The following is a 26,989-nucleotide window of genomic DNA, read 5'->3' as shown; positions in this document are numbered from 1 at the left end:
GTGACAATCGCATTGTATCGAGTGACAATCGCATTGTATCGAGTGACAATCGCATTGTATCGAGTGACAATCGCATTGTATCGAGTGACAATCGCATTGTATCGAGTGACAATCGCATTGTATCCGGAGACAATCGCATTGTATCCGGAGACAATCGCATTGTATCCGGAGACAATCGCATTGCAAACTCAATTGCCTTTCTTTAATTCGCGCTCGTATTCATGAAATGCTGTAAGTAGGTAGGCACAATATAGCAATTCTCGGTTACGTGAGGTACACCCGTAGGGGCACGGCACTGCCGTGCCCCTACACGCGACGATATAATGTTGTACCGCATCTGAATGGGAACTGCTATAAAACCCAACTATGTAAATAAAGATGAACTGGGTCAAAACTCTCTTCCCTCAGCCGGACTGCCTCAAGCCGGACTGCCTTATCCCAACGATAAATTTTCCCACTCACCTACTTACTAAGACACAAAGGAAAACTCTGTTTTGACATTCCAGCGTTTGCCGTCGTGAAGCAGTAACGTTAAGCGATCGCACTTGAACTCAAAATGTAACTCTCGTTTCTCAAATTCTGTCCAAGCGATTTTAAAGTTTTGCTTTGTTAAATCCCGAAACGCTACCGTCATATGTGGAGTAAACGAGCGAGTCTGGGAAACTTTATCAATAATTCCTAAGTTACTTTCTACATGCGCCATTAAATCAGCTTGCAAATCCATCAATTCCGGAGTTTGCACAACATCAATATAAATGACGCGGGGAGCAAATGCCGCAAAGTTATGAAGTGTGACGGGTACAAACTCTTGTCCACTAGCAAATTTATTGAGAGAATCTTCTAACAATGATACATTGCTATCTGCCCATTCAAAAGGCGGTTGTAAGGTGATATGCGGTGGAGATTTTTGTGCCCCACTACTAGCATAGCGATCAGCGAAGTACTGTTTAATTTCGTTGGCGCAGTCTTGAATGTGCTGCGGTGGTAACAAAGCGACAAAAAAACGACTCATAGGATTTTGAATTATAGACTATAGCCGCCAACGAGTGATACTATCTACGGGCTGGGGATTTGAGATGATGAAAGTACAGCAACGCCTAGATATTACAAACGAAAATTCCAGAGGAAGCAAGTAAATGCCTTGGTTTGTGAAGATTGAAGAAGGCAAAGTCGATAAAAACATCTTTGACCAATACGTACCCGCGATACATTGCTTATGTTCAAGATTTGATAGCTAAAGGACACAAAGCGCGATCGGGCTACTGGGCGAAGATGGGAGGGGGTATGTTGCTGTTTGAAGCTGCCTCAATGGATGAGGCAAAAGCGATTGTCGAAGAGCGATCCCTTGGTACAAAACGGCTGCGTCAATTACCAGCTTTACGAATGGCGAATTGTAGTCGAATAACACACATCTACGAGATAAGTGTGTTATGATTGTTTGTGACCTGGATCTATGCGACTGCAACGCCCAAATCTTGTCAGAACCGGAAGGTAGCAGCAATACGGGATGCTTGTAGTAGGCGTAGTCTCCGGGTCGCCCCATTTTTAGGAGCGCGGCTCTGCAATGCCTGGTTTTGGAGATATTGTTCAAAAAGCTTTTTACCTCGGTGTCGGGTTAGCTTCTTACGCGGGTGAGAAAGCAGGGGGAAAATTAGCCGAACTGCGATCGCAAGTCCAAAAACTGGCTGATGAAATGGTTGCAAAAGGCGAAATGACCACAGAAGAAGCCCGCCGCTTCGTCGAAGATATGATGAAGCAAGCTCAACAGCAACCGACATCTGATGCTACCGCCCCAGAAAAACCCGCCTCGGAACCGCGCCGCATCGAGATTATAGAAGACGATGAGCCAACGGTGAAAGATGCGTCAACTGACAATGTTGATGGCTTGCGCGATCAAGTTCTAGAACTGCAAGAAGAGTTAAGACGACTGCAACGCGATAAGTAGTTATCCGGAAAGGTTGTAAATCATAAATTAATATATTTCTCAGGGTGTATTATAGTGCTGATAGCCATTTAGCACGAAGCGTCCTGTAAAAAGCTAGTAAGGACGTCAATTTTATGGAAAACTGGCAAAAAGATATCGCGGAAATCATAGAAACAGTTGCAGATGAAGTAGATCGCTTCTTCTTGGGGATGGGTGAAATGGTTGATGCCTTTTTTGAGCTTACCGAAGAAATTACCGACCAATTACAAAATACCATCGCCGTAGAGGTTGACCAATATTTACAAGATTTGGCTGAACCAATTTTGGAAGTATATTGGGAACTCGAAGAAGTTGTTGGCGATGTAGATCCAGCTTTTCCTTATTCAGTTGAAGCCTCACCACAACAAAATCCCGCTTGTATTGGTTGTCGTAACTACCACGGTCAAGTTTATGGTGGTAACTTGCTGGTTTGTGCGATGCATCCCCAAGGATATGAAGATGAGACTTGCCCAGACTGGGAACAGCAAGATTTAGGATTTAGAGACGAGGATTTTTAGTTTGTAGGGTGCGTTACACCACGTTAACGCACCACAGCTTGGATTAGTCCGTAGGGTGCGTTACACTACGTTAACGCACCACATAAAATTATGCGCCTAACGCAGCCGACATCAATTTAATGTTTGCTTTATAAATTAATATGACTAACTCCTTACCAGAAACTGCATCTGAGTCAAGCCTAGAAATGAAGTATGGTGAACGCGAAATTGCGGAAGGACAATTAATTACATTTCCTAATCCGCGTGTGGGCAGGCGATACAATATTAATATTTCTTTACCGGAATTTACTTGTAAATGTCCATTTTCCGGCTATCCTGATTTTGCGACGATTTATATTAGCTATGTGCCGGATGAGCGAGTGGTGGAATTAAAGGCGTTAAAGCTTTACATTAATAGTTACCGCGATCGCTATATTTCCCACGAAGAATCTGCAAATCAAATTTTAGATGACTTTGTTGCCGCTTGTGACCCGTTAGAAGTTACTGTCAAAGCAGATTTTACACCACGCGGTAACGTGCATACCGTCGTTGAAGTGCATCATCATAAATAACAAAGGGCGGGGTAAAGAGCGCCCGCCCGTAGTAAGATAGATATTTTTCAAGTTACCTAGGATTAATGTGATATCTAGGTGCTATACCTGGATTGACAATGGCAGCTAACTCTTCTTCAGACAATTTGCTAATTTCAGTTTCCAGTTCTTCAACTGTAAAATTATAGCCATGCTCTTTAGCAATCTTAATGAAAGCTTCTGGGTTAGATGCTGCCTTGATTTTTTGCTTTAATGCTTGATCGAGTTTTACGGCTTTGAAAAGTCCGGCTGCGTTTTTCTGTGCCATAACAGTCTTTCCTGCTTAAAATCTCAGATTAAAATGCAGTTATTTAACTCTTACCGCGATCGCGCTCATCCGGCTAATAGAGTTATTAACTTAGGGTTACATATTTTTATCTTGAAGCAAACAAGAGAATGTATGATTGATTTTGACAAAAGTTTACCTATTTCAGTAAGAAGGCTCACACTGTCTGTCGTTGAAGTGCATCATCAAAAGTCGTAAGATAAACGTAGTCGCTCATAATGCCGTTATGGTTTTACTAACCACACCCCAACAGCAAACTCCTCTAGTGACTTGGGAAAAACTCCCAGACGACTTTATTCTCCCTGACGAACCAGTGGAAAATATTCTACAACATCCATTAGCAGACGCGCTGAAAGATGCTTTAGGTGCTGCAAATCGCATTCAACCGGAGATGCTGATAGCAGCGAATTTTGGTATCGTTGCCAATGTTAATAAAAAAACAGTTGTCAAAGCACCAGATTGGTTGTATGTACCGCGTGTATTACCCGTTGCTGCTGATGTAATTCGTCGCAGCTACACACCGAATATTGAAGGTGAAGCTGTGGGTGTGGTGATGGAGTTTCTTTCAGACAGCGATAACGGAGAATATTCGGTTCGTCCCACTTTTCCTTATGGGAAACTATACTTTTACGAGCGGATATTGCAAGTTCCGACTTATGTGATTTTTGATCCTTATGAAGCTACGCTTGAAGTGCGTCGTTTGGAAAATAATCAATATATTTTACAGGAACCATCATCAGGACGCTTTTGGATTCCTGAGTTGAAATTATTTTTGGGAATTTGGCGGGGAACTCGTTTAGGCTTAAATATTAATTGGCTGCGATGGTGGGATGAAGCGGGTAATTTGCTGTTCTGGAGTTCCGAACAAGCAGAAGTGGAACGTCAACGTGCTGAAGAAGAACGTCAACGTGCTGACGAAGAACGTCAACGTGCTGAAGAAGAACGTCAACGTGCTGAAGAAGAACGTCAACGTGCTGAAGAAGAACGTCAACGTGCTGAAGAAGAACGTCAACGTGCAGATAATGCGATCGCCCAATTTGAAGCTGAACGTCAGCGTAAAGAAGTCCTCGCGGCAAAGTTGCGGGAATTAGGTATAGATCCAGATGCAGAGTAAGGTGAGCGATTCAGATGTCACACTTGTGCCCTTTAGGTCGGGCGACGCAGCCCTGCTCTCGCGCTGGCTTAGGGCACCACATGTAGCACAGTGGTACCCCGAGCCGCAAGAACACCTTGACTGGGCTTTATGCCCACCAGTCGGAGGTGAGCGGGCTGCGATCGCGGTAAATGGTGCTAGAGTTGGCTACCTGCGTTGGCAGGTTGTTTCCCGCGAGATACTGGACTCCGTTGGGTTGAAGGAAATACCTGCGAACTCGGTTGACATTGATATGTTGATCGGCGAGACCAGCTACGTGGGGCGGGGCATCGGACCGCAAGCCTTGCGGCTACTTATCGAGCGCCTGCGCGAAGACCCTTCACATCCTCTGCTAGGACTCACCACGTCTATCCACAATCACGCTGCACAGCGAGCATACCGCAAAGCGGGCTTTAGGGACTTGCGGGAGTACGATCCGCCAGGCTATGGTAGGTGCCTCCTCATGGTCCTTGAGCTAGGCTAGCAAAGGTACAAAAAATGCGAGGTCTAGTGGTTCATGTCATTAATTGTGAGGGGTTACGAGGGGATCTTGCAACTCATCAAAATTAATGAAACAGACGACTAGGGCGTGTTTTCGCTCCTCTAAAAGCCTTGCGCTCCCGCGCACGCGATAGCGTCGCGAACGGAGGAAACCACAGCGAGGACTTCTCTCTCTAACCATACGCGAACCTGAACGCGCCGTATTGAGCTAATGATTGCTAATCTTTTCTGTGAGAATGCTAAGTTCCTCACTTGGAAGTGGTGAATTTAATTGATCTAAAATATCCAAAACCTCTTGTTCAAAAGCAACTTGAGCGCGATTAGTTTTACCACCTACATATAAGCGATCGCCTTTTTGCAAAGCCCAAATTTGTGAATGAGAAAAGTAACTCATCACCACACCCAGCATCAGCAAAGCAAACCCAGTATAAACAATTGGGATACCTGGATCTGCTTTAATTTGCAAGCCAGTACTACCAATGACATCAAGAACTTTTAACGTCACGCCATTAATTTGCGTTGACATGCCAGCGCGTACAGTATCTACCAGCTTACCAGTTGAATCGTAAATTAATACCGTTTTTTGCAAGTCTTTTGCTAGCACCGAGACACCTGTACTTAAATCGGGTTTTGTGGGAATCCAAGTTCCCCAAATGCGTCCGCTATTCTTAGTATTAAGTTGCACCATTGGTAGCTGAAAAATCGGACTTTTGTTAAGTCGGACGCGCACAGCAGCGATACCCCAATCAGTTTGGTAGAAAGTTATGCCACGATAACGCAGAGGTTGATTAACAAAAATCGTCTTGCGGTCAATTTCCTTTCCCTCACTGTCTAAAACAGACATATCTGAGTAAAATTGGTCAATTCCGCCCGCAGGAGTGTAATCAATCCAAAAACGATTAACTTTGACAGACCAATCTTTGGAAATTGGCGCGGTTAAAGGTCCTGCATCTATAATATTTTGCACCTGAAAAGTATCGCCACTAGCAACCATTTCCTGTGCCATAAAACCAGTCATTGTGCCCCAAATTGCACCCAAAAGAATAGTCACCATGCCAACATGAACTATAATCGGTCCGATGCGTCCGACTATGCCTTTACGGGCGTAAAGAATATTCTCTTTTTCTGGTTCGGAAAAAATCTTGTAGCGACGTTTCTGTAAAAGTGGAGTGAGGGAAGATAGAGAAACCGTATCTAATTCAGCACTCAATGCGAGTTTTTGAAATTGTCGCGGTTCGTCGTAAAATTTCCAACGACGGGCAGCTTTTAAAGCTGGTAGCTGACGGGTAAAAGTACAAGCGGTTAAGCTTGTACCAAATAAAATGAGTAATGAGAGAAACCACCAAGTACGATATACGTGGTCTAAACCGACTACTTGAATTACTTTCCAAGTTAGGAAACCGAATAAAGCTGGATGTTCGGGGTAGTTTGCCTGGTAAAATGCGGGTGATTGACCTTGCTCGATGACTGTACCGCTGATACTGAAGAGTGCGATCGCAAGCAACATCACAATTGCCAATCGTAAATCTGTCAGCACTCTTAAAAATTCTTGCCGGAAAAACCGCCCAAATGCTGACCACGAATTTAATTCTTTAGAAGTATCATTTAAAGTCATTGATTAAAAGTTTCCCAACGGAATCCGCGACATTAAAGAAAAGACACCAAATCCTACCAACAGCACTCCACTAACTGGATTAATCCAACCAGACCAGCGACGCACTTCTAGCAACTTCTTAATTGAAGCTGTAAAAGTACCCGCCAAAATCAAGGGTGCTACATAACCTGCTGTATATGCAAGCAGCAAAACTGCGCCTAAAACTAAGTCTTGCGTACTTGCAACCCAACCCAGCAAGCTACCTAAAACAGGTGTACTGCAAGGAGAAGCGACAACACCGAAAGTCATGCCAATTAAATAAGAACGCAATCCTTGGGGTAATTCTTGAGAAATCCACTCTGTACCGCCAAAAGAAGGGAATTGCAGAGGTAATGCTTCGAGTAGGTTCAGCCCCATGAGAATTGCGATAATACTAACTATAATTGGTAAACCAATTCCCACTTGACCGTAGACTTTTCCTACAAAAGCTGCTATAATACCCAGCCCTGCTAATGTGGTTGCTAATCCGAGAGAAAACCAGGTAGACTGGGCAGCTGCTTGCAGACGGCTTTTTGCCTCATAACCGCCAATATAGCCGATAGTTATAGGCAGCATCGAAAGCATACAAGGTGTCAGGCTAGTCAGCAAGCCAGCAATAAAAATTACACCGACGCTAAGTAAACTCAGGTGGGTTAGTTGGTTAGAAACGAGGGCATTAGCGAATTGTTCTAATTCGTAAAGTCGGGTTTGTAGGTTTTCAAGCATAAGGTAGATAGAGCGTAAAATGCTTACTCTGCTTGAATTTTAGCGTAATTTATCGTACTGTTGGAGCTTTGCTCAAGTCAATAAGGACAGCACAAAATTGCTATAGATTTTAACTTAATTCCTTATTATGGTGAACGATCACCAGCAAAAGTTACTAACCCTTACACATAAGCGGTAATTTTATCTGGAACGTCGAGCCTTTACCCTCATTGCTCATCACATGAATGTGACCGCCGTGAGCGTGGACAATTTGTTGAACGATCGCCAATCCCAACCCAAATCCGCCGCTTTCTCTGGCACGTTCTGTATCAACCCGGTAAAAGCGATCAAAAATGTAAGGTAAATCTGCCTCTGGAATTCCAATTCCAGTATCGATGACCTGAATTACTGCCCGATCTGAGTGAGGTTCTAAGCGTAACCAGACAGTTCCACCAGACGGAGTGTACTTGCAAGCGTTGTTGAGTAAGTTTTCAACAGCTTGCCGCAGCAAATCGGGGTCAGCCGACAACTCAATCGGTTGTTCTGGTAAATGGCTGATCAACTCGATCGACGCTTTTGCAGCTTGAGTATTGTAATAAACAGCTAAATTCTCTAGCAAGCTATTAAGATTAACCTTTTTGAGAGATTCGGGAGTTAATTTTCCCTGATGCCGAGCCAACAGCAGTAGGTTATTGACCAAGGTACTCATCGACTTGGCGCTATCGATGATGTTCTCCACTGAGGGATGGATTTGGGGATGGTCTGCCGCCATTAGTAACCCAACTTGGGCATTGGTCAAAATCGCAGAAAGGGGCGATCGCAACTCATGAGAAGCATCTGATGTGAAGCGTTGCAGTTGATTATAGGCTAGCTGAACGGGTTGCATAGCTATGCCACTGAGTACCCAACCTGTAAGTCCAATTAACCCCAGTGCTACAGGCACAGCCAGCGTCAATATTAACTGAAATTCTCTGAGCTCGTTTTGAGTTTCTGTCAGTGGGATAGCAACTTGCAGATAACCGATGACCGAATTTCCTCCTTGAACAGGTAGCGTGACTTGACGCAGCCAAAGCGTCTTACCTGTAAACTGGTCAACAGACTTAATCGTGAGAAACCCAGATGATGTTTGTAACTGCTCTGAAGGTGGATTACCAAAAAACCGCTTGAGTTTGCTTTGAGGGTCATACCAGCGAACATAAACCAGTTCGATATCAGCGGGGTGAGAACCACTACCCAATAGCGGTATATTGCTCAGATCGACTTGTTTTTGTCCTTGATACAACCGATACTGCGAACTGGCTGCCATTAGCTCTGCTCTTTTATAAAGCAGTTTATCTAATGCTTTGAGCTTGTCTTTCACCTCAAGATGATAAATGACTCCAGCAAAGAGAATGAGAATGCACCCCATTGAAAGGGTAAACCAACGAGCTAAGTTACGACGACTGCGGTTAAACACAACTTATGCTAATTCGTAATTCGTAATTCGTAATTCGTAATTCGTAATTACAACGCTTTTCAAGTAATTAAACTACACTATATTTCTACTCTGCGTTGCCATTATTAAATCTCAAGATGTTTCTGGAGGGTTGAGACGATAGCCCATGCCGTAAACAGTTTCAATCCAATCGGCTGCTGCTAATGTTTGCAAACGTTGGCGAAGTTTACGAACTAGAACGGTGATCGCATTGCTTTCTGGTTCACTACCCCACTCCCATACAGCTTGCTCAATCTGGTTGCGAGTCAGGACTTGCTTAGGATGACGCATGAAGTACTCTAGCAACTGAAATTCCTGGCTGGAAAGGGATACAATCGCCCCTTGTCGCTCCAAAGTCAGTGCGTCGAGATGAAGTTGCAGGTCTGCCAAGCAGAGGGTGTCTCCTTGCCAGAGAGGCGATCGCCTTCTCAATGCCCGCACCCGCGCCATGAACTCTATAATATCAATTGGTTTGACTAGGTAGTCATCTGCTCCCGCATCTAATCCTATGACTTTATCAGGTGTGGTATCTTTTGCCGTGATCATTAATACGGGAGCTGTTTTTCCCGCTGCCCGATACTGTTGACACAGACTCACTCCACTAATCCTAGGTAACATCCAATCCAAAATCAGCAGATCGTATTCTTTTTCAGCTAAAAGCCATTGAGCAGTTTCTCCATCCTTGACACCATCGACGCTGTGTCCAGCCTGTGAGAGAACCATTTGCAGCGGCATTAATTGCTTTGGATCATCCTCTACCAGTAAGATTTTCATCACCTTTATACACTTGTGCTTGTTTAGAATAATCCATTGAAGCAATCTCAACGTCTTTCATCAGTCAGAATGAATGTGTGATTACTCCCGGTTGTCCCTTATGTAGCAAAATTTTAATAAAAATTGGCTTCTTTCATATTTTTTCAGTGGACATCACAACTAGTAGTGGGTTGACGCTTCTACTAAAAAAATTAATTTAATTTATACAAAAATACCAATATAACGATCATGAAAAAGCCAGTTTCGTTTAAAACATAAAAGGGAGCATCAAAATTTATTAGTACTATAAGATGATGTATCTTGCAATGATTACGGTAACTACCAATGTCAAGTAAAATGGATAAATGGAAAACGACAAACTAGAAGTCAATAATAAGTTGACAACATTCATGCCTTGAGGTGGCTTTAGAACAAAAAGTTTATCAATTGTAACTTCGCCAGAAGAATGCAACTCTTTAATAAAATCATTGTATATCTTACGAAAACTGCGTTCTTGACCCAGATAGTAAGAATCTAGTAGAAAAAAAAGTCCTATTGGTATAAGCGATATCCAAGCGTAGTTAGGCTTATTCTTGTCTGCAATCACCACGAGAATTGCTGAAACCAAAGAAATACACCAAGTTTTGCAGTTAGCACTATTAGTTGCCATCCGCGCAACTACCCCCTGCAAAATATTCAGATAACTTTGCACAGCATCAGACTCAAACGTTACCTTGGGTGGTTGTGACTGTGGACTAGAGTTACTCACTGACTTTTTTAACGACTGCTATATGTTCAAAGCATTGACTAACTTTATTGTAACTGTGAGTGTCTATTCAGTTACAAACATTATGACTAATATCAAAAGATTTTCATTTTCATAGTCATGATGGGTAAAATGGCATATCTAGCTGATCGAACTCACTACTTTTTGGAGCGTTTTCTCATCCACAATCCAAAAATCATAGTAATGCCCAGTAAGCTTTAATCTTTTTTTCTCATCCACTACTACATAGCGTTTTATAGCTGGGATCAGGGTCATTCCTGCGAACTCAGAAGTTATCTCACTTTCGGGAAAAGTTAATGCTATGCCAGAAAGTTGGGAATGTCCTGTTTTTGAACGGGCTTGGTTCTCAGCAATAAAGTAGGACATCTCATGCTTACAATAGGGCGAAGCAAACCAAGCCTTGGTTGCCACGAAAATCATACTATGCGCTACTGACACTGCATGTTTGTAGTATTTATTCCAGCCTTCATTAAGAGAAGCAAGACCGCCGGCTGTAGGGCGTATTTCTTTCATAACGTATTCAGTACCCGGAACATGCTCTAAGGCAAAGGTATCCAAGTAGACACTAATAGACTGTGTGTACCCTTTACGCTGCACAATTTCGCGTTGCAACCACTGGGCAAACATTGCTCCTCCATCAGCAGACCCAAAACTTAGGATTACCTCTGTCATAGGAGATTTATTTACGCTCTGTTGAATGTTGTCCTTTTTATCCATAAAGAAAGCTTTTTCAGCAATTACATTTAATAAAATAATTTATTTAATTTTTTATAGTTATTATATTTATAGTGGTTTATTCCTTTCAAAAGTATGACACGTTATGCATTCTTTAGCTTTCATTTTCAACGAGACATTTTAAAAATTGGTCAAATTAGGAATACCTGGCTCATTCAAAGCCGTGATCGCGAAGCACAACCTTTTTTAGATAAAGCCGAATGGGAATCTATTAAGCGTCGCGGAAATCAAGCAATACAGAATTGGATAGACTCTCAGATGAAAGGGACATCCGTTACAGTGGTTTTGATTGGTGCAGAAACTTATCAGAGACCTTGGGTTCAATATGAAATTCAGCAAAGTCACAAGCTAGGAAAAGGTATGTTAGGAATTGATATGTACGGCATGAAAGATTTGAATGGAAATTATGACTCTCAAGGTATTAACCCTTTTAGTCAATATACTTTCACAAATTCAAAGGGCACTATCATAACTTATCCTGTGTATAGCTGGGCTTATAATGATGGTCGGAACAATATTGGCACATGGATTGAGCAAGCCGCTAAAGCAGCAGGAAGGTAATTATAAACTATATTCCGTTTGCCACCATCCAAAAACCTGATTTTTCCCAAACCCTTATGACTACGTTATTTATCAATTTCTCTAACTTCAAAAAAAATGGACGAACCGGGACTGATTAAATATAACTTGGCAAAATCACGGGCAAGTGTAGTGTGTGGCATATTAGAAAAAATTGGCTGCAAGGGCTGGGATTAGAATTTTGGTTGCCTCTACCACTGGTAGCGGTTGTTTTTTGGCTTGGCTGTAGTTTTCTGGCTGCTCAGGAGTTAAGCCAATCCTACTCTACGGAAAAAAAACTTCAGTCAGATACCCAACTCGAAGCACGGCTATCAGTCAATGTGTTGCTCATTAACGCCGTCGTCAATCGAACTAAAAGAATTACTCAGGTAGAAGTGGAAACAGCAGACCCCATCCTGAAGCGATTGGAATTAGAACTGCCAACGATAGAATTCAGCCAGATAGAAGTGACAATTGCCCAAGAATTAGGTCTACCTCGTCAGGATGTTAGGAAGTTAATACGCTATGAGATTGTAGATTAATATTGATAGGATTTCAGCCTAGGAAAGAAAAAAGTAACAAAGCCCGTGTGTCAACAGCTAGAAGAGAAAGGATTTGGATGATAGCGATTTCTTCCTAGCGTTTTCGGTCTAGCGATCGCTAGACTCATTCACTGAAAGTAAGGGAGGCGATCACCTTCCTCATCTTCCTTGCCCTCCTTACTACTAATGTATTACAATATAATACATTTTTGCATTACCTTAAAATGAAATATACACCATTAACAACAGACCCTTTTGAGCATTATTTCTATAAATATGCTCAATGGCTAGAAGAAGCATGGTTTGTCACTGCTGCGAATACATTAGCCACATCTTCTCTGGATGCACTTGCAGAGATTTGGCTGCATGATTTTCCTGACGCTAAGAAAAAGTTGGAAAAAGAAGTTGGTGGTACAATTCCAGCATCTATTAGATTGGCTAGGTTTTTAAAGCAATTTATTCCGAATGATCCAGATGTCAATAAAGTTGCTGTTGTCTGTTTTGCTGAAGATTGGAAACATTACCGTCCACAGGATGCTTACGTAGCTAACCTGATTATTAATAAACGTGTTAATAATGATCCTAATGATGTATTCTTCGGGCGTGAACTACCTAGAGCCTACCTTGATGTTCCTTGTGATGAACTTGCTAGAGAATGCCCAGAACTTGCAGCCAACCTTGATCTTTTAGCCTTAGCTGAAGAGTATGAGTATGGGGCAATTCTATACTCTCTTTATCGCTGTCCTTTAGTTCATGCTGCTACTAACTCAAATCGGACACATGGTTTTGCTAGAGGAGAAAAAAGCATGTACTATTGGTCACTTGACGGTAGCGGTAGAGTTACTATTGGCTTTGGAACTCATCTGATTATGCGTTGGCTGCGTAATGCGGTTACTGGGTATGTTCAAACTTGCCATCAAGCAGGCATTATTCCGGCAAGTAATATTGATGCTGGATCTAGCCAAGAACAACGTTTCAAGAGACTTTGGAGCAAAATTAAATAATTAATTCCAAAGATGATATCCATGCATACAGGTAGAGTTGTCAATACTGGGCAAGAAAGGTACACAGCACTGGCTGATGCAAAACCTTATAAATAAGACTTTGAAGCGAGTTATAAATTTCTTTGCTTATTTTTGTTTCTTATTTGCGCCCAATTTTATAAGCAAATCCCTGATTAACACTATTTGGGCATTAATTCTAATCTATGCCTTATCAAATTTTTCATCATTCATATCTGGGATTCAGGCTAGATTTGTGCATTTAATGGAGTAGTCGTAGTTTGCTCAATGCGTTCTGCCTTTGTTTTCAATATTTGGTTCATGGCTTCAAACCCTTGGCGAACATCAATATTTAATCTACGAGCCAGCAGAGGCACCAGTAAGCCGTGGAAAGATTCTTGCTGAATGAACCGAACGCGATCGCTTGCTAACGGTTCAATGATAAAGCTGTGTTCACCGTCAAATAGCCCTGGTATCAAAAAATGCCCTAACCAGCGCAATTTGCGATTGGGTTCTACCGTAAGAATTGTAGGTCGAAAGGTCATAATATCTGTACCCGGAGGCTGAAAGTGAACGGTGAGCTTTGCCCCTTCACTCAGCGAGCCACTAATTTGACGAATAAATAGATTCCAATGTGGAAAACTGGCAAAGTCAGTGAGTAGGTTCCAAACCCGACTATCCGATGCCTGAATTTCGATTTCAGTGTGAATTTTCATGGGTGTGACTTAATAGGAAAACCAGAATTAAAGCGGCTATTCCTGCCAACAAGAAACTGATGTATTGTCATTCACGTTCGGTCAGCAAAGTTCCTTTAAATAAACTACTTACCTTGAACGACCAGAACGGAACATGGAGCGTGATGAACGACGTGATTGCTCACACTTCCGACTATGAGTTCGGCAAATCCTTTAAGTCCTCTGCGACCAAGTACAATCAAATCTGCTCCCCAAGTCCCAGCTAAATCACAGATGTTAGTTCCAGGATCACCTGTGTGATAGCTGAATTCTGCCGGAACACCCTGGTTTTTCGCTTTCTGATAGTAGAACTGGAGTAAACCTTGTGCCTGTTGTGTTTGTATTTCTAGGTCTGCTAAGTTCATAGTGACTTGACTAGAAGCTGCTAGCTCAATGCAGTGATTAATCATCAAATGAGCAGCGTCTGTTTGGGCTAACTCAAGTGCTTTTGCAAACACTTTTGCAGTAGCAGGTGAATCATCGACCGCTACCAAAATCTTCTTAAAGCTCATACGTATCTCCAATCATCAATTACTTCATTCACATGCGTTGTCTTTTAGCTTGAGGGACAAATGTGATTCAAAAGTGAAATATGAGTAGGCTGTTGACTATTAACCGCTGACAAGTCAGCGGTCAACTACCAATAGGAATATTTATGCAGATTAAAGAAGCTTTAGTTAAACAATTTAATCACTTTTTGTTCACATTTATCAGCCATCCTGAAACAGAAGAGTGTGAGCGAAAGCCACAAAAGTGAGGCGTGAAACTAATACTAATTCGTAATTAACACACACTTCAAAAAGCTTTGATACAGGCGATTTCCACCTTATAGGAGACTTTGTTATGAATTTGAGTTTAGTTAAACATGGTATCGGCATCATCTCTACCCAGCAGGCTGCAACACAGGTACTTGATGAACTTAGAGCAATTGACTTTCCGATGCAGAAAATTTCTGTGTTCGCTCTAGACTCTAAACACGAAAAGTTGCACAAGGATGCTAATGCTGGTAAACATACTATGACTCCTATCGAAGGTGCCAAAGCAGGCGCAATCACAGGAGGAACAGCCGGAGGATTCTTGGCACTCACAGCCGGACTTGGCGTATTAATTATTCCCGGTTTTGGACCGGCGTTAGCGGTTGAATCTGTGCTGGCTACGCTGCTGGCGGGTGGAGGGAGTGCGATCTTTGGCAGTGTGTATGGTGCGTTTCAGGGTTGGTTTGCTCCCGAAAGGCAAGCTAGACTCTATGACCCATCCACATCCCAAGAAGAATTTTTGGTGAAGGTAGAGGGAACAGCTGATGAAATCGGGCAAGCAGAATCGATTCTACGTTACTGGCGTGTGCGAGAGTGGCATGTTTATGAAACTAGCAAAAGATTCTCGTAATAAAACCAATTTGAAAAAAGAAAGGTACAGATTCAAACAGAGAAATCCATATTAAATCTGATGAGTCTTAATTACGAATTAGTTTAACGGTTACTTCAATTTGGAGATTGAGATGACAGCAGATACGATCGCTAAAAATACTTTTCCTGAGACAACAAAAGATTTACAGAATTATCAATGGCATACTCTCGCCGAACAACAGGTTGTGCAAACCTTAGCCAGCCATTCTGAGGCAGGTTTGACTCATGAAGAAGCCGCCAAGCGACACCAGCAGATGGGTCCGAATCAACTCACAGCTAAAGGTGGAAAAAGTCCTTGGCTACGATTTCTAGAGCAATTTAATGAACCACTGCTGTATATTTTGCTGGCGGCGGGAGTGGTGACGCTGCTGCTCAAAGATTGGATAGATGCGGGAGTAATTTTTGCTGTAATACTGATTAACGTCATCATTGGCTACATTCAAGAATCTAAAGCAGAAGGGGCGATCGCTGCTCTATCCAAAGCCGTCACTACCGAAGCTACTGTGATTCGCCAAGGTCAAAAAACTCGTCTGGCTTCGATTGAACTTGTTCAGGGTGACTTGGTGTTGCTAGCATCTGGGGATAAAGTGCCTGCTGATTTGCGGCTGTTAAGTGTACGCGAGTTGCAAGTTGACGAGTCTGCTTTAACAGGAGAATCTGTTCCGGTCGAGAAAGCAACGGCATCGCTGGCTGTCGAAACACCATTAGCCGAACGAAGCAATATGGGGTATGCAGGAAGTTTCGTCACCTTTGGACAAGCAGAAGGAATTGTAGTGGCGATCGCTAATGCCACCGAGACTGGTCGCATCTCACAATTACTTGAAAGTAGCACGGGTCTGAAAACACCGCTGACGCGAAAAATTGACAAGTTCAGCAAAACTCTACTGTACGTCATCTTAGGTTTAGCTGCCCTGACATTTGCAGTCGGATTAGGACAAGGTGGATCTTGGATTAATGTTTTCAAAGCGAGTGTGGCTCTCGTCGTCAGCGCGATTCCCGAAGGATTGCCTGCGATCGTCACAGTCACTTTGGCGATCGGCGTTTCTCGGATGGCACGGCGCCATGCTATTATTCGCAAGCTACCTGCTGTGGAAACCTTGGGAAGTACCACCGTTATCTGCTCTGACAAAACGGGGACGTTAACTGAGAATCAGATGACGGTTCAGGCAATTTACGCCGGTGAGCAACATTACACCGTCAGCGGTATTGGTTATGCCCCAGACGGTGAAATCTTGATCGATCAACAGCCCGTCGATCTCAATGCAGATGGACATATTGCTCTTTGGGAATGCCTGGAAGCGGGATTGCTCTGCAATGATTCTCACATCGAATGGGGAGACGGACAGTGGAGTGTGGTAGGAACTCCAACCGAGGGAGCATTGATTACGGTCGCTGACAAAGCGGCATTGACGCAAGCTGCCCTAGAGCAAGAATTACCCAGAATCGACACTATCCCCTTTGAGTCTCAATTTCAGTACATGGCAACTTTGCATGAATTAAATTCAAAGCGAGGGCTGAATGTCATTTATATCAAAGGTTCTGTGGAGGCAATTCTCAAACGCGCAGATAAAATGCTCGATCCCCAAGGACAGCTTGCTCCTATTAATCCTGCCGCAGTCGAACAAAAAGTCGATCGCATGGCACAGCAGGGGTTAAGGGTACTAGCATTTGCCAAAAAAGAGGTGGCAGCAAATCGCCAATCTTTGACTCACACTGACATTGAGGATTCGTTAGTGTTCTTAGGACTCCAAGGTATGATTGATCCACCGCGCCAAGAAGCGATCGCCGCTATCCGTGCTTGCCAATCCGCAGGAATTCAGGTGAAGATGATCACTGGCGATCATGCGCTAACCGCAGGTGCGATCGCCCGCCAAATGGGAATTTGTTCAGATGAAGAACAGGTCTTTACAGGACAGCAATTGGCTCAGATGGATGAACAAGAACTCGCCCAAGCAGCTGAACAAAGTACCGTATTTGCACGAGTTGCTCCTGAACAAAAATTACGTCTGGTGAAAGCTTTGCAGTCTAAAGGTGAAATTGTTGCCATGACTGGAGATGGCGTAAACGATGCCCCAGCACTGAAGCAAGCAGACATTGGTGTAGCGATGGGCATAGCAGGGGCAGATGTCGCCAAAGAATCGGCTGACATGCTTTTAACTGACGACAACTTTGCCTCAATTGAAGCCGCTGTTGAGGAGGGACGTGGCGTTTACCGCAACTTGCGGAAAGCGATCGCCTTCATGCTGCCGATCAACGTTGGAGAATCAATGACGATCTTGATTAGCATTATTTTGGCAACCGTTCTGCCGATCTTGCCGATCCAAATTCTCTGGCTCAACATGGTCAGTTCAGTGGCATTGATTGCTCCCCTTGCCTTTGAGCCAAAACCTGGACAGGTAATGCAGCAACCACCGCGCAATCCCAACGAAAAGCTTTTATCGGGTAGTTTACTCCAGCGTATCTTAGCAATTTCCGTCTTCAATTGGGTAGTGATTTTTGGGATGTTTCAATGGGTACTTCAAACCACAGGCAATGAACCGTTGGCTCGAACAATGGCGATTGATGGACTGATAGCAGCAGAAGTGTTTTACCTTTTAAGCATCACCCAGTTTCTACCCTCTCTGGTTGCCAGAATTCAAGGTAAACGCGCACCCGTGGCATATGCACCTGCGATCGGAATTTTGGGTGTAGTAATTTTGCAATATCTGTTCAGTCAGTGGAGCATCCTGAATCAAGTGTTTGACACAACTCGTTTGACGTTTACCCAAGCTCTTATTTGTTTGGGTGTAGGTTTGCCAGTGGTGCTGCTAGCTCCTATCTTGCAGCGCTTCGATCCGCTTGACTAGAGATAGTCAGCAGACCGAAAAGTTCTGCGATTGCTCTGTTCGTAGTGACTTGAATTAGCTGATGAAGTAAAGCTAAAAAAAGCAATCAGCTTTTGTGCATTCTCCAAAAAACGGTATTATAAATTACTATTTTTTGGCGATCGCAGAACTTTTCGGTCTACTGATATTAAGAAAATGCTAATATTTCATCAATTGCAACACTAAAGCCTGGGAGAACAGTTTGAGTAGTCACATTTTCCCCATGAGTTAATAATAAATGTTTTTCCAAAGTGATAATGATAATCCATAACGTTTCCGGATAGATAAGCCAAACTTCTTGACAACCTGATTCTAAATATTCTTTTGCCTTCGCAAATAATTCTTCAGCGCTATCATCAGGTGAAGCAATTTCGGCAATTAACGGAAAGCTTTGGGGTAGAGAAGTTGCATTAGCATATTGCGTCAAGAGTTCTGGAGTCAAGTAAGAAACATCAGGACGACGACCTTGTTTATTAGTTCGACAAAGTGCTTCGGTGTAGACTTCTCCACCTTGACCGCTGGAGAGCATATGATTTCTCCAGTAATAACTTAATCTAGCTTGAATTAGACTGTGCCGTAATGTCATACCTGTTTTCTCAACAATTTGACCATCAACCCATTCCATGTTTTCTAAAGGATGATTGAGAAAATCTTCTAAAGAAAAAACTTTCGGTTGTGGTGATGTCGTTTCTTGAATTCGTTCAGTAGAAGTTAGCATTGCTGTTTTCTCACTTCAGATATTATTAATTCTAAAAATTTGTAGTAAGCGCTAAAGCGCTTTAGCGCTTACTACGGTATTTCACGTTTCTTTCTTAAACTTTTGTTTTCTGAAATAGCCGACGCTTACGACGATTTTCAGATTGTTCTCCTCGTAGTGGTACAACTTCAGCTTCGTTACTTTCGCGTGCTACTCTAATTAACAACCCAGTTGCTAATAAACTAGCAATCATGGAATTACCACCATAACTAAACATCGGCAAGGGTAAACCGGTTGTAGGCAAGGCACCAGTGGTTACACCAATATGCAACAATGATTGTCCAACCATCAAAATTGTCACACCGATCGCTACTAATCGATGTATTGGGTTTGTCGCTTTCAAGGCAATGATTAAGCCGAGAGTAGCGAATATACTTAACCACACTAGCAAACTTATACCGCCAGCAAAGCCGAATTCTTCTGAGAAAACCGCAAAAATAAAATCGGTGTCTTGAATTGGTAAATAAAACTGCTTTTGTTGCGAAAGCCCAAACCCAGTACCCCAAGTTCCTCCAGAACCCACCGCTAGCAAACTTTGTACTAGCTGGTAGCCATCACCAGTTGCATCCGCCCAAGGATTGAGAAACGACATCACCCGCTTGCGCTGATACTCTTTGATGCTAATGCTGAGAACTGCCAAAAGTATCCCACCAACTGCTGTTCCTCCCAAATATTTATAAGGTAAACCAGCCGCTAAAGCAATTAACCAAATTGTCATACCGCAAAGTGCGGTTGTACTTAAGTTAGGCTGCGCTAAAATTCCGAGAATTATCAAACCAAAAACACCCAGCCAGGTGAAGCGAACTCGCCAATTTATTCGTTCCCACTGACCAAAAAGCCGCGCACTTTGCAACACTAAAAAGGGTTTAATTAATTCAGAGGGTTGAATGGGAATTGGACCCAAAGCCAGCCAGCGAGATGCGTCAAAAGCTTTTCTTCCTAATCCTGGTATCAGGGTAACGAAAATTAATACCAAAAACAAAAAGACAAACCAATGGGATATTCCTAATATTTTCCGCAAAGGTAAATTAACAATGATGTTTAATATTATTAATGCCACGAACACCCACATCAACTGACGCTTAAAGTAGTACAGTCCATCATTATGACGAGCGTCGGCTACGGGATAGGATGCTGAAAACAGCACGATCAACCCGACAAACAGCCAAGTCAAGGTTAACCAGCGCAGCAATCGCGCTTCTAAAGCCCAGCTGGAGACGGAATTATCAAAAATTGGTATCAGACGGCGTAATTTCACGTTCGGTACAGGTATAAAGTTAGGAGTTGTAGAGACGCGAAATTTCGCGTCTGTACAAAAGTTAGGAGTTAAAAGTGAGAAATATAACTTTGCTCCTCAAAACTTATAACTCATAATGTGGTGTACTGCTTGCACGGCACCGTTGATATAAGATGGCAATGGCTTTTTTTCAGGTTCTATTCGGTCTAGAAGCATTTTAACGGTGTCTATAGCACTCTGAATATCTTGCACCCAGTAACACTTGCTAGCTCTTTTGTCTTGGCGATCATACAATCGCTTTAAGGCGATCGCTACTAACGGTACACCCAAAGCTGCACATTCGTAAACGGTATTGTAACCTGCGCCGCCTACTACTACATCAGCTACGGCTAAACATTCGATTCCCGGATGGTGAAATATCCAGAAATCCTGACAATTGGGCGGACAATCAGCAGCTAAAATTCTGACTGCACATTTAGGAAGTTCTTGATATAGTTTTAGGGCTATTTCTGCAAAGAAAGGCAATTCTTCAGCTTGACCGGCACAACAAACGAGTATAGTTTTTATAGTTTCGTTCACTTTCAAGATATGCGATCGCGTCTTGGTTCTTTCCGGTAAGTCAACATCGCTGCGAATCAACCAAGGTGCTGTATGATGCACGTTTGGCAAGTCACAAAAAGGCAAATCTTTGCCTTCTCCCGGTACAATGACTGCATCAAAATTTTCCGCAACAAAAGACCGCAAATTTTTGGCTGTAATATAGCGTGGGTTAATATCTCGATGAATCAAAATCCGAGGAATATGCTGTAACTGAGGTAAGATATCTGCTAACTCACCCCCCAAACCTCTAGGAAAAGTATCGATAATTAAGCGATCGCACTCAGCATTAAGTAAAATATGTCTTACTTGCTGACAAGTTGCCGAAAATCCAGCGCTATCAGGAATCCACTGCACTAAACAGCCTTCAGCGTTAAGATAATGTGCATAAGGACTATTAGTAAGAATCCTCACTTTCGAGTGCTTTGCGGCAATTCTCCCCAATGATAAAGCACGAGTAATATGTCCCCAACCTCCACCCAAAGCATAAATTAACCAAGTTTTAGTCATTAGTTTAGTGGATAGTGGTTAAGAGTTAGTGGTTAGTGGTTAAGAGTTAGTGGTTAGTGGTTAGTGGTTAAGAGTTAGGAGTTAGGAGTTAGGAGTTAGTGATTAGTGGTAACTGTTGACAACTATCAACTATCAACTAACAACTATCAACTATCACCTATCAACTATCAACTAACAACTAACAACTAACAACTATCACCTATCAACTCTCAACTCGCTCCCATATTACGCTCAAAATCAACATCTCTTTCTTGATCTAAACTCACACTATCGGCTTCTGTAAAGTCTACATTGCCAGTTTCGGGGTTGTAGGAGTAGCGATCGCGGTCTTCATAATAATTATGACCCCAATTTCCAGAGCGGTAGTTGCCATATTCGCCATAATATGCGTAATCTTCTTCATATGATTCGTTACAGTGAGGACATCCTGTTTTATCAGTGCGTCCGCAACGACGTTTGAAGAGAAATCCTACCATGCGATCGCATTCCCATGTAGTATTTGTAAAGTTTACTACAATTTCAGATGAACCGATTTGCAAGCGATCGCCATTTCTCAGGCTACCATTAGTTAGTTGTACGCCATTAATTTTTATCCCACTACTAGTATTTTGGTCAATAATAATTAACTCTTGATTTTGCCAGTCAATCAAAGCATGGTAATCTGCAATTAAATCATCTTGTATCACCACTCTAGAAACTCGTTCAGCATTACTTTGTTGTGGCATTTGAGAAAATTCTCGCCCAATCGCTACTGGAGTTTGTAATAAAGGTTGCCGACTTTCTCCAGTATTTGGATCTATCCAATAAAGCTGAATCTGCACTGATTTATTGCCCTTTTGTTAAATTTACCGCATAAGCTAAACCCGCTTGTTGTTCGCGAGTGAGAACATCTAATCCAAAGCAAGTAAATGCAATAGGTGAGAAGCCTGATTTTGTCGAGAAAACTGTTTTATCTGATGCATCTCTCAAAGAGGTTTTACCCTCTTTTACCTTTACTTTATAAACTAGCTTTTTATCAGGTGTCTCAATTTCAAAACCATTATTACGCGCCTTAATTTGATAAACTTGTTTTTTAGCAACATCTTCTAGCTGATAATCATTATTTTTCCGTCTGAAAATATATAAATCCTTATTTTGTTCGGGATTTTCAATCTTCCAATAGCCTTTTTCAGCAACTACATAACCCAATACTTTCTCGGAAGCATTTTTAATTTTAACTTTCCCTGATTCATCACTTTTAATTCTGACGAATTCTTTATCATTACCATCAACTAATTTTGCACCATCTGCTTGCTGCTTTAAAGAAAATAAATCTGTACCACCTTCTGTTTTAAACTTAATTTTCTCTATTTGAGTAGCAACATTAGACTGTGTAGTTTGCGGACTACTTAAAGTGGAAACATTAGAGGATGTTTTCGCATTACTACTACAACCGAAAAGATAAGTAATTAAAATAAATGATAAAATTAATTTTTTCATATTATTTAGATAGAATGTTGGCTAAATTAAGAACTTGATAAAGACTCAAAAACATCATTGTAATTGATTGATATATTCCCTCATTTGCTTCACACATATCTGGAGATATTCTCACAGCAAGATTGATTGATTTATGTGTAATTTTCAAACCTTGTATCTGGCAATAAGTAGGAAGTTGGATTGCATCGATAGCTTGATTTTGCAAAACTTTCACTGCTCCGTAGCGCTTGAGAGGATAAGTTAATGTTAAAATGACATCTAATCCTAATTTTTTTGTTTTTGACTTATATTTAGTTTTGCCACTTCTAACGCGTTCCCAACCGTGTTGATTTTTAGATAATTCAATTGCAGTTAATCCAAAGCGAGTTTTATCTAAAAATTGTCCTTTAATTTTTAACCATTCATCTTGATAATGATCTATTTTCCAACCTGATTTATGAGGATGAGCAATAGTATATTTTTTATTTTCTTTCACTAAAATTGTTATAAAAGATAATTGCAATTCGACCTCACTGATATTATCTATATCTCTATTCAGCATTTGCAAAACTTTTTTTGTTGATTCATAACGATAGTAAGGAAAATTTAATATTGTAAAATGTTCCTGCATGAATGAAGCATAAAGTACGGTTAGTATAAAATAGATAATAGCTATAATTAGTGAAGGTATTGCCAAGGCGGAATAGCTGTTATCAATAGCAATAAATATGATGACAATAAGTAAAACAATTGATACAGCCAAACCAATAAAATAGTATAAAACTTTTGTTTTATATTCCTTTTTTTTAAGCTCAGATAGCTTATCAATTTCTACTATCTGATTTAAATCGGCTACAATTTCTGGAATAGTTGCTGTACGCTCATAATTAAAATTTTGTAGGAATTCTTTTAATAAAGTAGACATTTAATTTTAACTCCATTCACTAAAACTAATTAAGCATTTATTGTTAGTAGAATTTAGAAAATGTAAATATTTTTAAATTTATAATAATTTTTATAAAAACTAATAGAACTTATACAGATTTTGCCGCCAGTATATCAACTAAAAAAATAACTGTCAATAATATATTTGCGTATTTATGACTAAATCGAGATTGGCTTACATTTCCTTTGATACTGTTCCTGCACCAAAAGGTGCAGCGATTCATATTGCTGCTTTTTCTCAAGCTTTAGCAGCAGCTTTTGGTGAGATTGAATTAATTACAGTTTCTCCGACAAGGGAAATTGTAGATTTATATGAAATTTATCCGCAGGTGATGCATGTTATGTTACCTGCTGTGGGTGATACTCTAATTCACAGAATTTTGTATTTTCGTGGCTTATTGAGGACGTGGTTACAAAAACGAAGATTTGCAGCGGTGCATATTCGTTCGATTTACGAAGGTTATGAAATAGCACTCAATAAAAAGCAATATTGCGATCGCCTAATTTTTGAAGTTAACGGTTTACCCTCAATTGAGTTAAAATATCGCTACCCTGCTGTTGCCGATGATAAAGAACTACTGCATAAATTGCATTCTCAAGAACAAGTTTGTTTGCAAGCAGCCGATTTAATTATCACACCCAGCAGTGTGACGGTGGAATATTTACAAAACAGAGGTATTCAACCGGAAAAAATTCGCGTTATTCCCAACGGTGTAGATTTAAATGTGTTTACCTACTGTTTGAATAAAAACAGCCAAACGTTTCAAATGTTATATTTTGGAACTCTTTCACCTTGGCAAGGTGTAAATTTAGCGGTTGAAGCTTTGGGATTAGTAAACCGTGATTTTCCAGCTTTATTAACAGTGATTGGACAAGCAAGAGACTATCAAATAAAAGCATTAAAGGAACTGGCGTTAAAATTAGGAGTTGCCGACAAGCTAATTATTTTAGAACCAATGTCGCAAAAACAGTTAGTTGAATATATTCATACCTCAGATGTAATAGTCGCACCGCTAACGCCAAATGACAGAAATTTAGTTCAAGGTTGTTGTCCTTTAAAAATTTTAGAAGGAATGGCAACGGGTACACCTGTAATTGCAAGCGATTTGTCAGTGGTGAGAGAATTAGGAATAGATGAAGAGCATTTTTTGTTAGTTAAACCTGGTTCAGCTAAGGCAATTAAAGATGCAGTTTTGCAGTTGCGAAATGAGCGAGAATTCACAACGCGACTGGGAATAAATGCGCGGCAGCGGATTGAAGAGTATTATACTTGGAAAGCTGCTGGCGAAGCGTTAACTGTTGCTTATCAAGAATTGGGAATTAAGCGGTTAATGAGAGTTTGAAGTTGCAATTTTTCTTGAGTTATGGAATAATCAGTGAGAATGCGATCGCCTGCTGCTTGAGAAATGCGATTTTTTTCTTCTGGTGTCATCGCCAAACATTCCAACACCGCTTCACCTAACTTGTGTAAATGCGATCGCGCAAGCACAAAGCCATTTTCACCATGTAAAATCACCTCTGGAATACCTCCCGCATCGCTAGCAATACAGCAACAACCGCAAGCCATAGCCTCAAGTAACGCATTCGGCATTCCCTCCCACAGCGAAGGCTGAAGGTAAACATCGCACAACCGCAAATATTCAGCCACATCCTTTTGATTGGGCAAATGTCCAGTTATCAGAATTCGCTGGTAATTTTTTGGATGCTGAGTTTTATACAGTTGCAGCACAGATTCACTAGATGTTCTCACCTCCCCGATGATTAACAAACATGCAGGGGATGAAATGCGAACTGTTGTTAAAGCATTCAGCAAAAACTGCTGTCCTTTCTTTTGCCGCAATTCTCCACAAAATCCCAATACCGCTTCATCTGGGGCAATTCCCAAAGAAGCGCGTGTAATTTTGCTTTCAACCTGCGGAGAAAATATTTCTGTGTCAACCGTATTTTTCAGCACCAACACATCATTCCGTCCACTCAATAGCTGAATTTTGCGAGACATATCAGCACTTACAGCAGTAATCACCTTGGCATGTTGTAGCGTCCATTGCAAGCGGGCGAAATCCCCAGGTGGAAACATTTCTCGGTCAATATCATTACCACGGGCACTAACAGTACTAGGTATTCCTTTAAGTGCAGCAAACCAAGTAGCGAGAAAACCACTAGGAAACAAATAATGTCCCCACACCGCATCATAAGCGCGAGAGGAGTGCAGCCAGTCGAGGACATTCAACGTATGAGGCATTGTCATATCCCAATGGCGGTATAATCCGATGCGATAAACGCGAAATTTAGCCTCTATTTCTGGTGGTAAAACTTCACCCGGTTGCAGATAACGACTCCAAGTTACAACATCGATTTCTATATTCAATTGGCAAAGTGTAGTAACTAACCGCGTAGCACTACTAGCCAATCCTCCCAAATCTGGCGCAAATCGTTCGCAAATAAAAAGAAGACGTTTCATATTAGTATGGACGGGGAAACCTCATCCCTACCTCTTAACTTTTTTGGCATCAAGTCGAATTACGGTTTGGTCTGACGCTGGAGTTAGAACCCTCCCCATACATAATGCCACGACCTAGCAAATCGGCATAAATAAGGTTAGGCGATCGCAGAGGGGAAGCCATTGATTTGTTTGCCGAATGAAGCGGTAAGCACCACCGATATCTGTGCGGATGTAGACATCATAGGGTGATTGGGGAGCGATCGCACCTTCCGGTAACGTAGCCCATACCCTGAATATTGACACTCTTCCAGTTAAAGAATTGTCCGGGTTTTGTTTGGGTGGGCGATCGTGATTCAAGCTGAGAAGTGATTTGGTTTTGCACTTGTGATTTAGCTTGTACTTCTGATGGGGTCTGTACTATAGACTCTTGTCCGCAAGCATGTAAGGCTAACAGTAGCAGTGCCGTACATACGACCAGCAGCAAAAAACCGAATCTGCGTATTTGATGCGCTGAACGTAGTTGACGCAAAGCGTTCATGACTCAAATCCCAAATTGTAAGCTAACGTGCATTTTTATATTTATCTTTTCAAAGAGAGTAAAATCCGTCAATCATGTCTCAACCCCTCACCCTAGAAGTTAGTTTCTTATACCAATTTAAATAATGTTTGCGACACATAAATTCTTCGTAGGGGCACGGCACTGCCGTGCCCCTACCCATTTGTCGCATTCTTTTTTCGCTCTTGGTATTATTTCAAGCACGCGCATTGCTTACTACGTAAGAGTTTGTCCTAAGTCGCCAATAACCTAGACAAAGCTGTACACTCATAGTCATAGCTGGTCTATGAGTGATATATGTATAAGCCAAACGAATTTGCAAAAA

30 protein-coding genes, 1 other RNA gene and 3 pseudogenes are annotated in these 26,989 nt (G+C 41.7%); 15 read left to right on the top strand and 19 right to left on the bottom strand.

Annotated features, from left to right (window positions below):
- Positions 1–122 (bottom strand): annotated as a pseudogene (locus AABK37_RS28340) (hypothetical protein); the annotation flags it as partial.
- Here AABK37_RS28340 and AABK37_RS28335 point away from each other — a divergent pair.
- Positions 66–206 (top strand): annotated as a pseudogene (locus tag AABK37_RS28335) (hypothetical protein); the annotation flags it as partial. The pseudogenes AABK37_RS28340 and AABK37_RS28335 overlap by 57 nt on opposite strands.
- 135 nt (positions 207–341) lie before the next feature.
- Entirely contained in the window at positions 342–473 is a 132-nt protein-coding gene (locus AABK37_RS28330) for a hypothetical protein (RefSeq protein WP_432554830.1), read from the top strand.
- Here AABK37_RS28330 and AABK37_RS28325 read toward each other — a convergent pair.
- Positions 470–1,012 carry a 2'-5' RNA ligase family protein gene (locus tag AABK37_RS28325; protein ID WP_432554829.1) on the bottom strand — a complete coding sequence of 181 codons (543 nt, stop codon included), beginning with the start codon at positions 1,010–1,012 and terminating at the stop codon, positions 470–472. The genes AABK37_RS28330 and AABK37_RS28325 overlap by 4 nt on opposite strands.
- A 124-nt stretch (positions 1,013–1,136) precedes the next feature.
- Between AABK37_RS28325 and AABK37_RS28320 the strand changes: the two are divergent.
- From AABK37_RS28320 to queF, 5 genes and pseudogenes are all read left to right on the top strand, one after another.
- A pseudogene (locus AABK37_RS28320) lies at positions 1,137–1,405 on the top strand (YciI family protein).
- A gap of 37 nt (positions 1,406–1,442) precedes the next feature.
- An RNA gene (gene ffs, locus AABK37_RS28315) (signal recognition particle sRNA small type) lies at positions 1,443–1,539 on the top strand.
- 25 nt (positions 1,540–1,564) lie between these two features.
- Positions 1,565–1,945 carry a phasin family protein gene (locus AABK37_RS28310; RefSeq protein WP_432554828.1) on the top strand — a complete coding sequence of 127 codons (381 nt, stop codon included), beginning with the start codon at positions 1,565–1,567 and terminating at the stop codon, positions 1,943–1,945.
- A gap of 113 nt (positions 1,946–2,058) precedes the next feature.
- Positions 2,059–2,481 carry a hypothetical protein gene (locus AABK37_RS28305; protein WP_432554827.1) on the top strand — a complete coding sequence of 141 codons (423 nt, stop codon included), beginning with the start codon at positions 2,059–2,061 and terminating at the stop codon, positions 2,479–2,481.
- Between the two features lie 140 nt (positions 2,482–2,621).
- Positions 2,622–3,032 carry a preQ(1) synthase gene (queF, locus tag AABK37_RS28300; RefSeq protein WP_432554826.1) on the top strand — a complete coding sequence of 137 codons (411 nt, stop codon included), beginning with the start codon at positions 2,622–2,624 and terminating at the stop codon, positions 3,030–3,032.
- A gap of 52 nt (positions 3,033–3,084) precedes the next feature.
- Here the strand turns inward: queF and AABK37_RS28295 are convergent, their stop codons facing one another.
- Positions 3,085–3,318: a Nif11-like leader peptide family natural product precursor gene (locus AABK37_RS28295; RefSeq protein ID WP_432554825.1), complete on the bottom strand. Its 234-nt coding sequence runs from the start codon at positions 3,316–3,318 to the stop codon at positions 3,085–3,087.
- 244 nt (positions 3,319–3,562) lie between these two features.
- Here AABK37_RS28295 and AABK37_RS28290 point away from each other — a divergent pair, with 244 nt between their 5' ends.
- On the top strand, positions 3,563–4,450 hold the full coding sequence (locus AABK37_RS28290; RefSeq protein ID WP_432554824.1) for a Uma2 family endonuclease: 888 nt from the start codon (positions 3,563–3,565) through the stop codon (positions 4,448–4,450).
- On the top strand, positions 4,440–4,952 hold the full coding sequence (locus tag AABK37_RS28285) for a GNAT family N-acetyltransferase (RefSeq protein ID WP_432554823.1): 513 nt from the start codon (positions 4,440–4,442) through the stop codon (positions 4,950–4,952). Before AABK37_RS28290 ends, AABK37_RS28285 begins: the two co-directional genes overlap by 11 nt.
- A 225-nt stretch (positions 4,953–5,177) precedes the next feature.
- Here AABK37_RS28285 and AABK37_RS28280 read toward each other — a convergent pair whose 3' ends face one another.
- The 6 genes from AABK37_RS28280 to AABK37_RS28255 form a co-directional block, all read right to left on the bottom strand.
- Positions 5,178–6,584, bottom strand: coding sequence for a cytochrome c biogenesis protein (locus AABK37_RS28280; protein WP_432554822.1), 1,407 nt, complete (start codon positions 6,582–6,584; stop codon positions 5,178–5,180).
- 3 nt (positions 6,585–6,587) lie between these two features.
- Complete coding sequence (locus tag AABK37_RS28275) at positions 6,588–7,328, bottom strand: cytochrome c biogenesis protein CcdA (protein ID WP_432554821.1); 741 nt, start codon at positions 7,326–7,328, stop codon at positions 6,588–6,590.
- 154 nt (positions 7,329–7,482) lie between these two features.
- Positions 7,483–8,763 carry a sensor histidine kinase gene (locus AABK37_RS28270; protein WP_432554820.1) on the bottom strand — a complete coding sequence of 427 codons (1,281 nt, stop codon included), beginning with the start codon at positions 8,761–8,763 and terminating at the stop codon, positions 7,483–7,485.
- Positions 8,764–8,874: 111 nt separating this feature from the next.
- The gene (gene rppA, locus AABK37_RS28265; protein WP_432554831.1) at positions 8,875–9,555 is read right to left on the bottom strand and encodes a two-component system response regulator RppA; all 681 of its coding nucleotides are present in this window, start codon (positions 9,553–9,555) and stop codon (positions 8,875–8,877) included.
- Between the two features lie 283 nt (positions 9,556–9,838).
- Positions 9,839–10,303 carry a hypothetical protein gene (locus AABK37_RS28260; protein ID WP_432554819.1) on the bottom strand — a complete coding sequence of 155 codons (465 nt, stop codon included), beginning with the start codon at positions 10,301–10,303 and terminating at the stop codon, positions 9,839–9,841.
- Between the two features lie 138 nt (positions 10,304–10,441).
- Positions 10,442–11,038: a hypothetical protein gene (locus AABK37_RS28255; protein WP_432554818.1), complete on the bottom strand. Its 597-nt coding sequence runs from the start codon at positions 11,036–11,038 to the stop codon at positions 10,442–10,444.
- A gap of 93 nt (positions 11,039–11,131) precedes the next feature.
- On the opposite strand from AABK37_RS28255, the gene AABK37_RS28250 reads away from it, so the two are divergent.
- The 3 genes from AABK37_RS28250 (at position 11,132) to AABK37_RS28240 (ending at position 13,160) form a co-directional block, all read left to right on the top strand.
- Positions 11,132–11,617 (top strand): TIR domain-containing protein, encoded by a 486-nt coding sequence (locus AABK37_RS28250; RefSeq protein ID WP_432554817.1) that lies wholly within the window; start codon positions 11,132–11,134, stop codon positions 11,615–11,617.
- Between the two features lie 152 nt (positions 11,618–11,769).
- Complete coding sequence (locus tag AABK37_RS28245; protein ID WP_432554816.1) at positions 11,770–12,156, top strand: hypothetical protein; 387 nt, start codon at positions 11,770–11,772, stop codon at positions 12,154–12,156.
- Between the two features lie 224 nt (positions 12,157–12,380).
- Complete coding sequence (locus tag AABK37_RS28240) at positions 12,381–13,160, top strand: hypothetical protein (protein ID WP_432554815.1); 780 nt, start codon at positions 12,381–12,383, stop codon at positions 13,158–13,160.
- A gap of 245 nt (positions 13,161–13,405) precedes the next feature.
- Here AABK37_RS28240 and AABK37_RS28235 read toward each other — a convergent pair whose 3' ends face one another.
- Both AABK37_RS28235 and AABK37_RS28230 read right to left on the bottom strand, forming a co-directional pair.
- On the bottom strand, positions 13,406–13,873 hold the full coding sequence (locus AABK37_RS28235; protein ID WP_432554814.1) for an SRPBCC family protein: 468 nt from the start codon (positions 13,871–13,873) through the stop codon (positions 13,406–13,408).
- A gap of 104 nt (positions 13,874–13,977) precedes the next feature.
- A complete protein-coding gene (locus AABK37_RS28230; RefSeq protein WP_432554813.1) occupies positions 13,978–14,403 on the bottom strand; it encodes a universal stress protein in 426 nt (141 codons plus the stop codon).
- A 331-nt stretch (positions 14,404–14,734) separates the two neighbouring features.
- Between AABK37_RS28230 and AABK37_RS28225 the strand changes: the two genes are divergently transcribed.
- Positions 14,735–15,277, top strand: a complete 543-nt coding sequence (locus AABK37_RS28225; protein ID WP_432554812.1) for a hypothetical protein — start codon at positions 14,735–14,737, stop codon at positions 15,275–15,277.
- Positions 15,278–15,389: 112 nt separating this feature from the next.
- The gene (locus AABK37_RS28220; protein WP_432554811.1) at positions 15,390–18,143 is read left to right on the top strand and encodes a cation-translocating P-type ATPase; all 2,754 of its coding nucleotides are present in this window, start codon (positions 15,390–15,392) and stop codon (positions 18,141–18,143) included.
- A gap of 166 nt (positions 18,144–18,309) precedes the next feature.
- Here the strand turns inward: AABK37_RS28220 and AABK37_RS28215 are convergent, their stop codons facing one another.
- The 6 genes from AABK37_RS28215 to AABK37_RS28190 form a co-directional block, all read right to left on the bottom strand.
- Entirely contained in the window at positions 18,310–18,879 is a 570-nt protein-coding gene (locus AABK37_RS28215; protein ID WP_432554810.1) for a Uma2 family endonuclease, read from the bottom strand.
- A gap of 94 nt (positions 18,880–18,973) precedes the next feature.
- Complete coding sequence (locus tag AABK37_RS28210; protein WP_432554809.1) at positions 18,974–20,176, bottom strand: FtsW/RodA/SpoVE family cell cycle protein; 1,203 nt, start codon at positions 20,174–20,176, stop codon at positions 18,974–18,976.
- Between the two features lie 96 nt (positions 20,177–20,272).
- Positions 20,273–21,262: a UDP-N-acetylglucosamine--LPS N-acetylglucosamine transferase gene (locus tag AABK37_RS28205; protein ID WP_432554808.1), complete on the bottom strand. Its 990-nt coding sequence runs from the start codon at positions 21,260–21,262 to the stop codon at positions 20,273–20,275.
- A gap of 209 nt (positions 21,263–21,471) precedes the next feature.
- Positions 21,472–22,083 (bottom strand): FHA domain-containing protein, encoded by a 612-nt coding sequence (locus tag AABK37_RS28200; protein ID WP_432554807.1) that lies wholly within the window; start codon positions 22,081–22,083, stop codon positions 21,472–21,474.
- A gap of 4 nt (positions 22,084–22,087) precedes the next feature.
- Positions 22,088–22,741 carry a hypothetical protein gene (locus tag AABK37_RS28195; protein ID WP_432554806.1) on the bottom strand — a complete coding sequence of 218 codons (654 nt, stop codon included), beginning with the start codon at positions 22,739–22,741 and terminating at the stop codon, positions 22,088–22,090.
- 1 nt (position 22,742) lies between these two features.
- The gene (locus AABK37_RS28190) at positions 22,743–23,645 is read right to left on the bottom strand and encodes a hypothetical protein (RefSeq protein WP_432554805.1); all 903 of its coding nucleotides are present in this window, start codon (positions 23,643–23,645) and stop codon (positions 22,743–22,745) included.
- A 175-nt stretch (positions 23,646–23,820) separates the two neighbouring features.
- On the opposite strand from AABK37_RS28190, the gene AABK37_RS28185 reads away from it, so the two are divergent.
- Positions 23,821–25,008 (top strand): glycosyltransferase family 4 protein, encoded by a 1,188-nt coding sequence (locus AABK37_RS28185; protein WP_432554804.1) that lies wholly within the window; start codon positions 23,821–23,823, stop codon positions 25,006–25,008.
- On the opposite strand, the gene AABK37_RS28180 is transcribed toward AABK37_RS28185, so the two are convergent.
- Positions 24,972–26,126 carry a glycosyltransferase family 4 protein gene (locus AABK37_RS28180; protein ID WP_432554803.1) on the bottom strand — a complete coding sequence of 385 codons (1,155 nt, stop codon included), beginning with the start codon at positions 26,124–26,126 and terminating at the stop codon, positions 24,972–24,974. The genes AABK37_RS28185 and AABK37_RS28180 overlap by 37 nt on opposite strands.
- A gap of 114 nt (positions 26,127–26,240) precedes the next feature.
- Positions 26,241–26,411, bottom strand: coding sequence for a hypothetical protein (locus tag AABK37_RS28175; RefSeq protein ID WP_432554802.1), 171 nt, complete (start codon positions 26,409–26,411; stop codon positions 26,241–26,243).
- Positions 26,412–26,989: the final 578 nt, after the last annotated feature.

The sequence above is a fragment of the Tolypothrix sp. VBCCA 56010 genome, from assembly GCF_050875635.1.
Lineage (GTDB): Bacteria > Cyanobacteriota > Cyanobacteriia > Cyanobacteriales > Nostocaceae > Hassallia.
The sequence above is the reverse complement of the archived record's forward strand: the minus strand, read 5'-3'. Positions and strand labels throughout refer to the sequence as shown.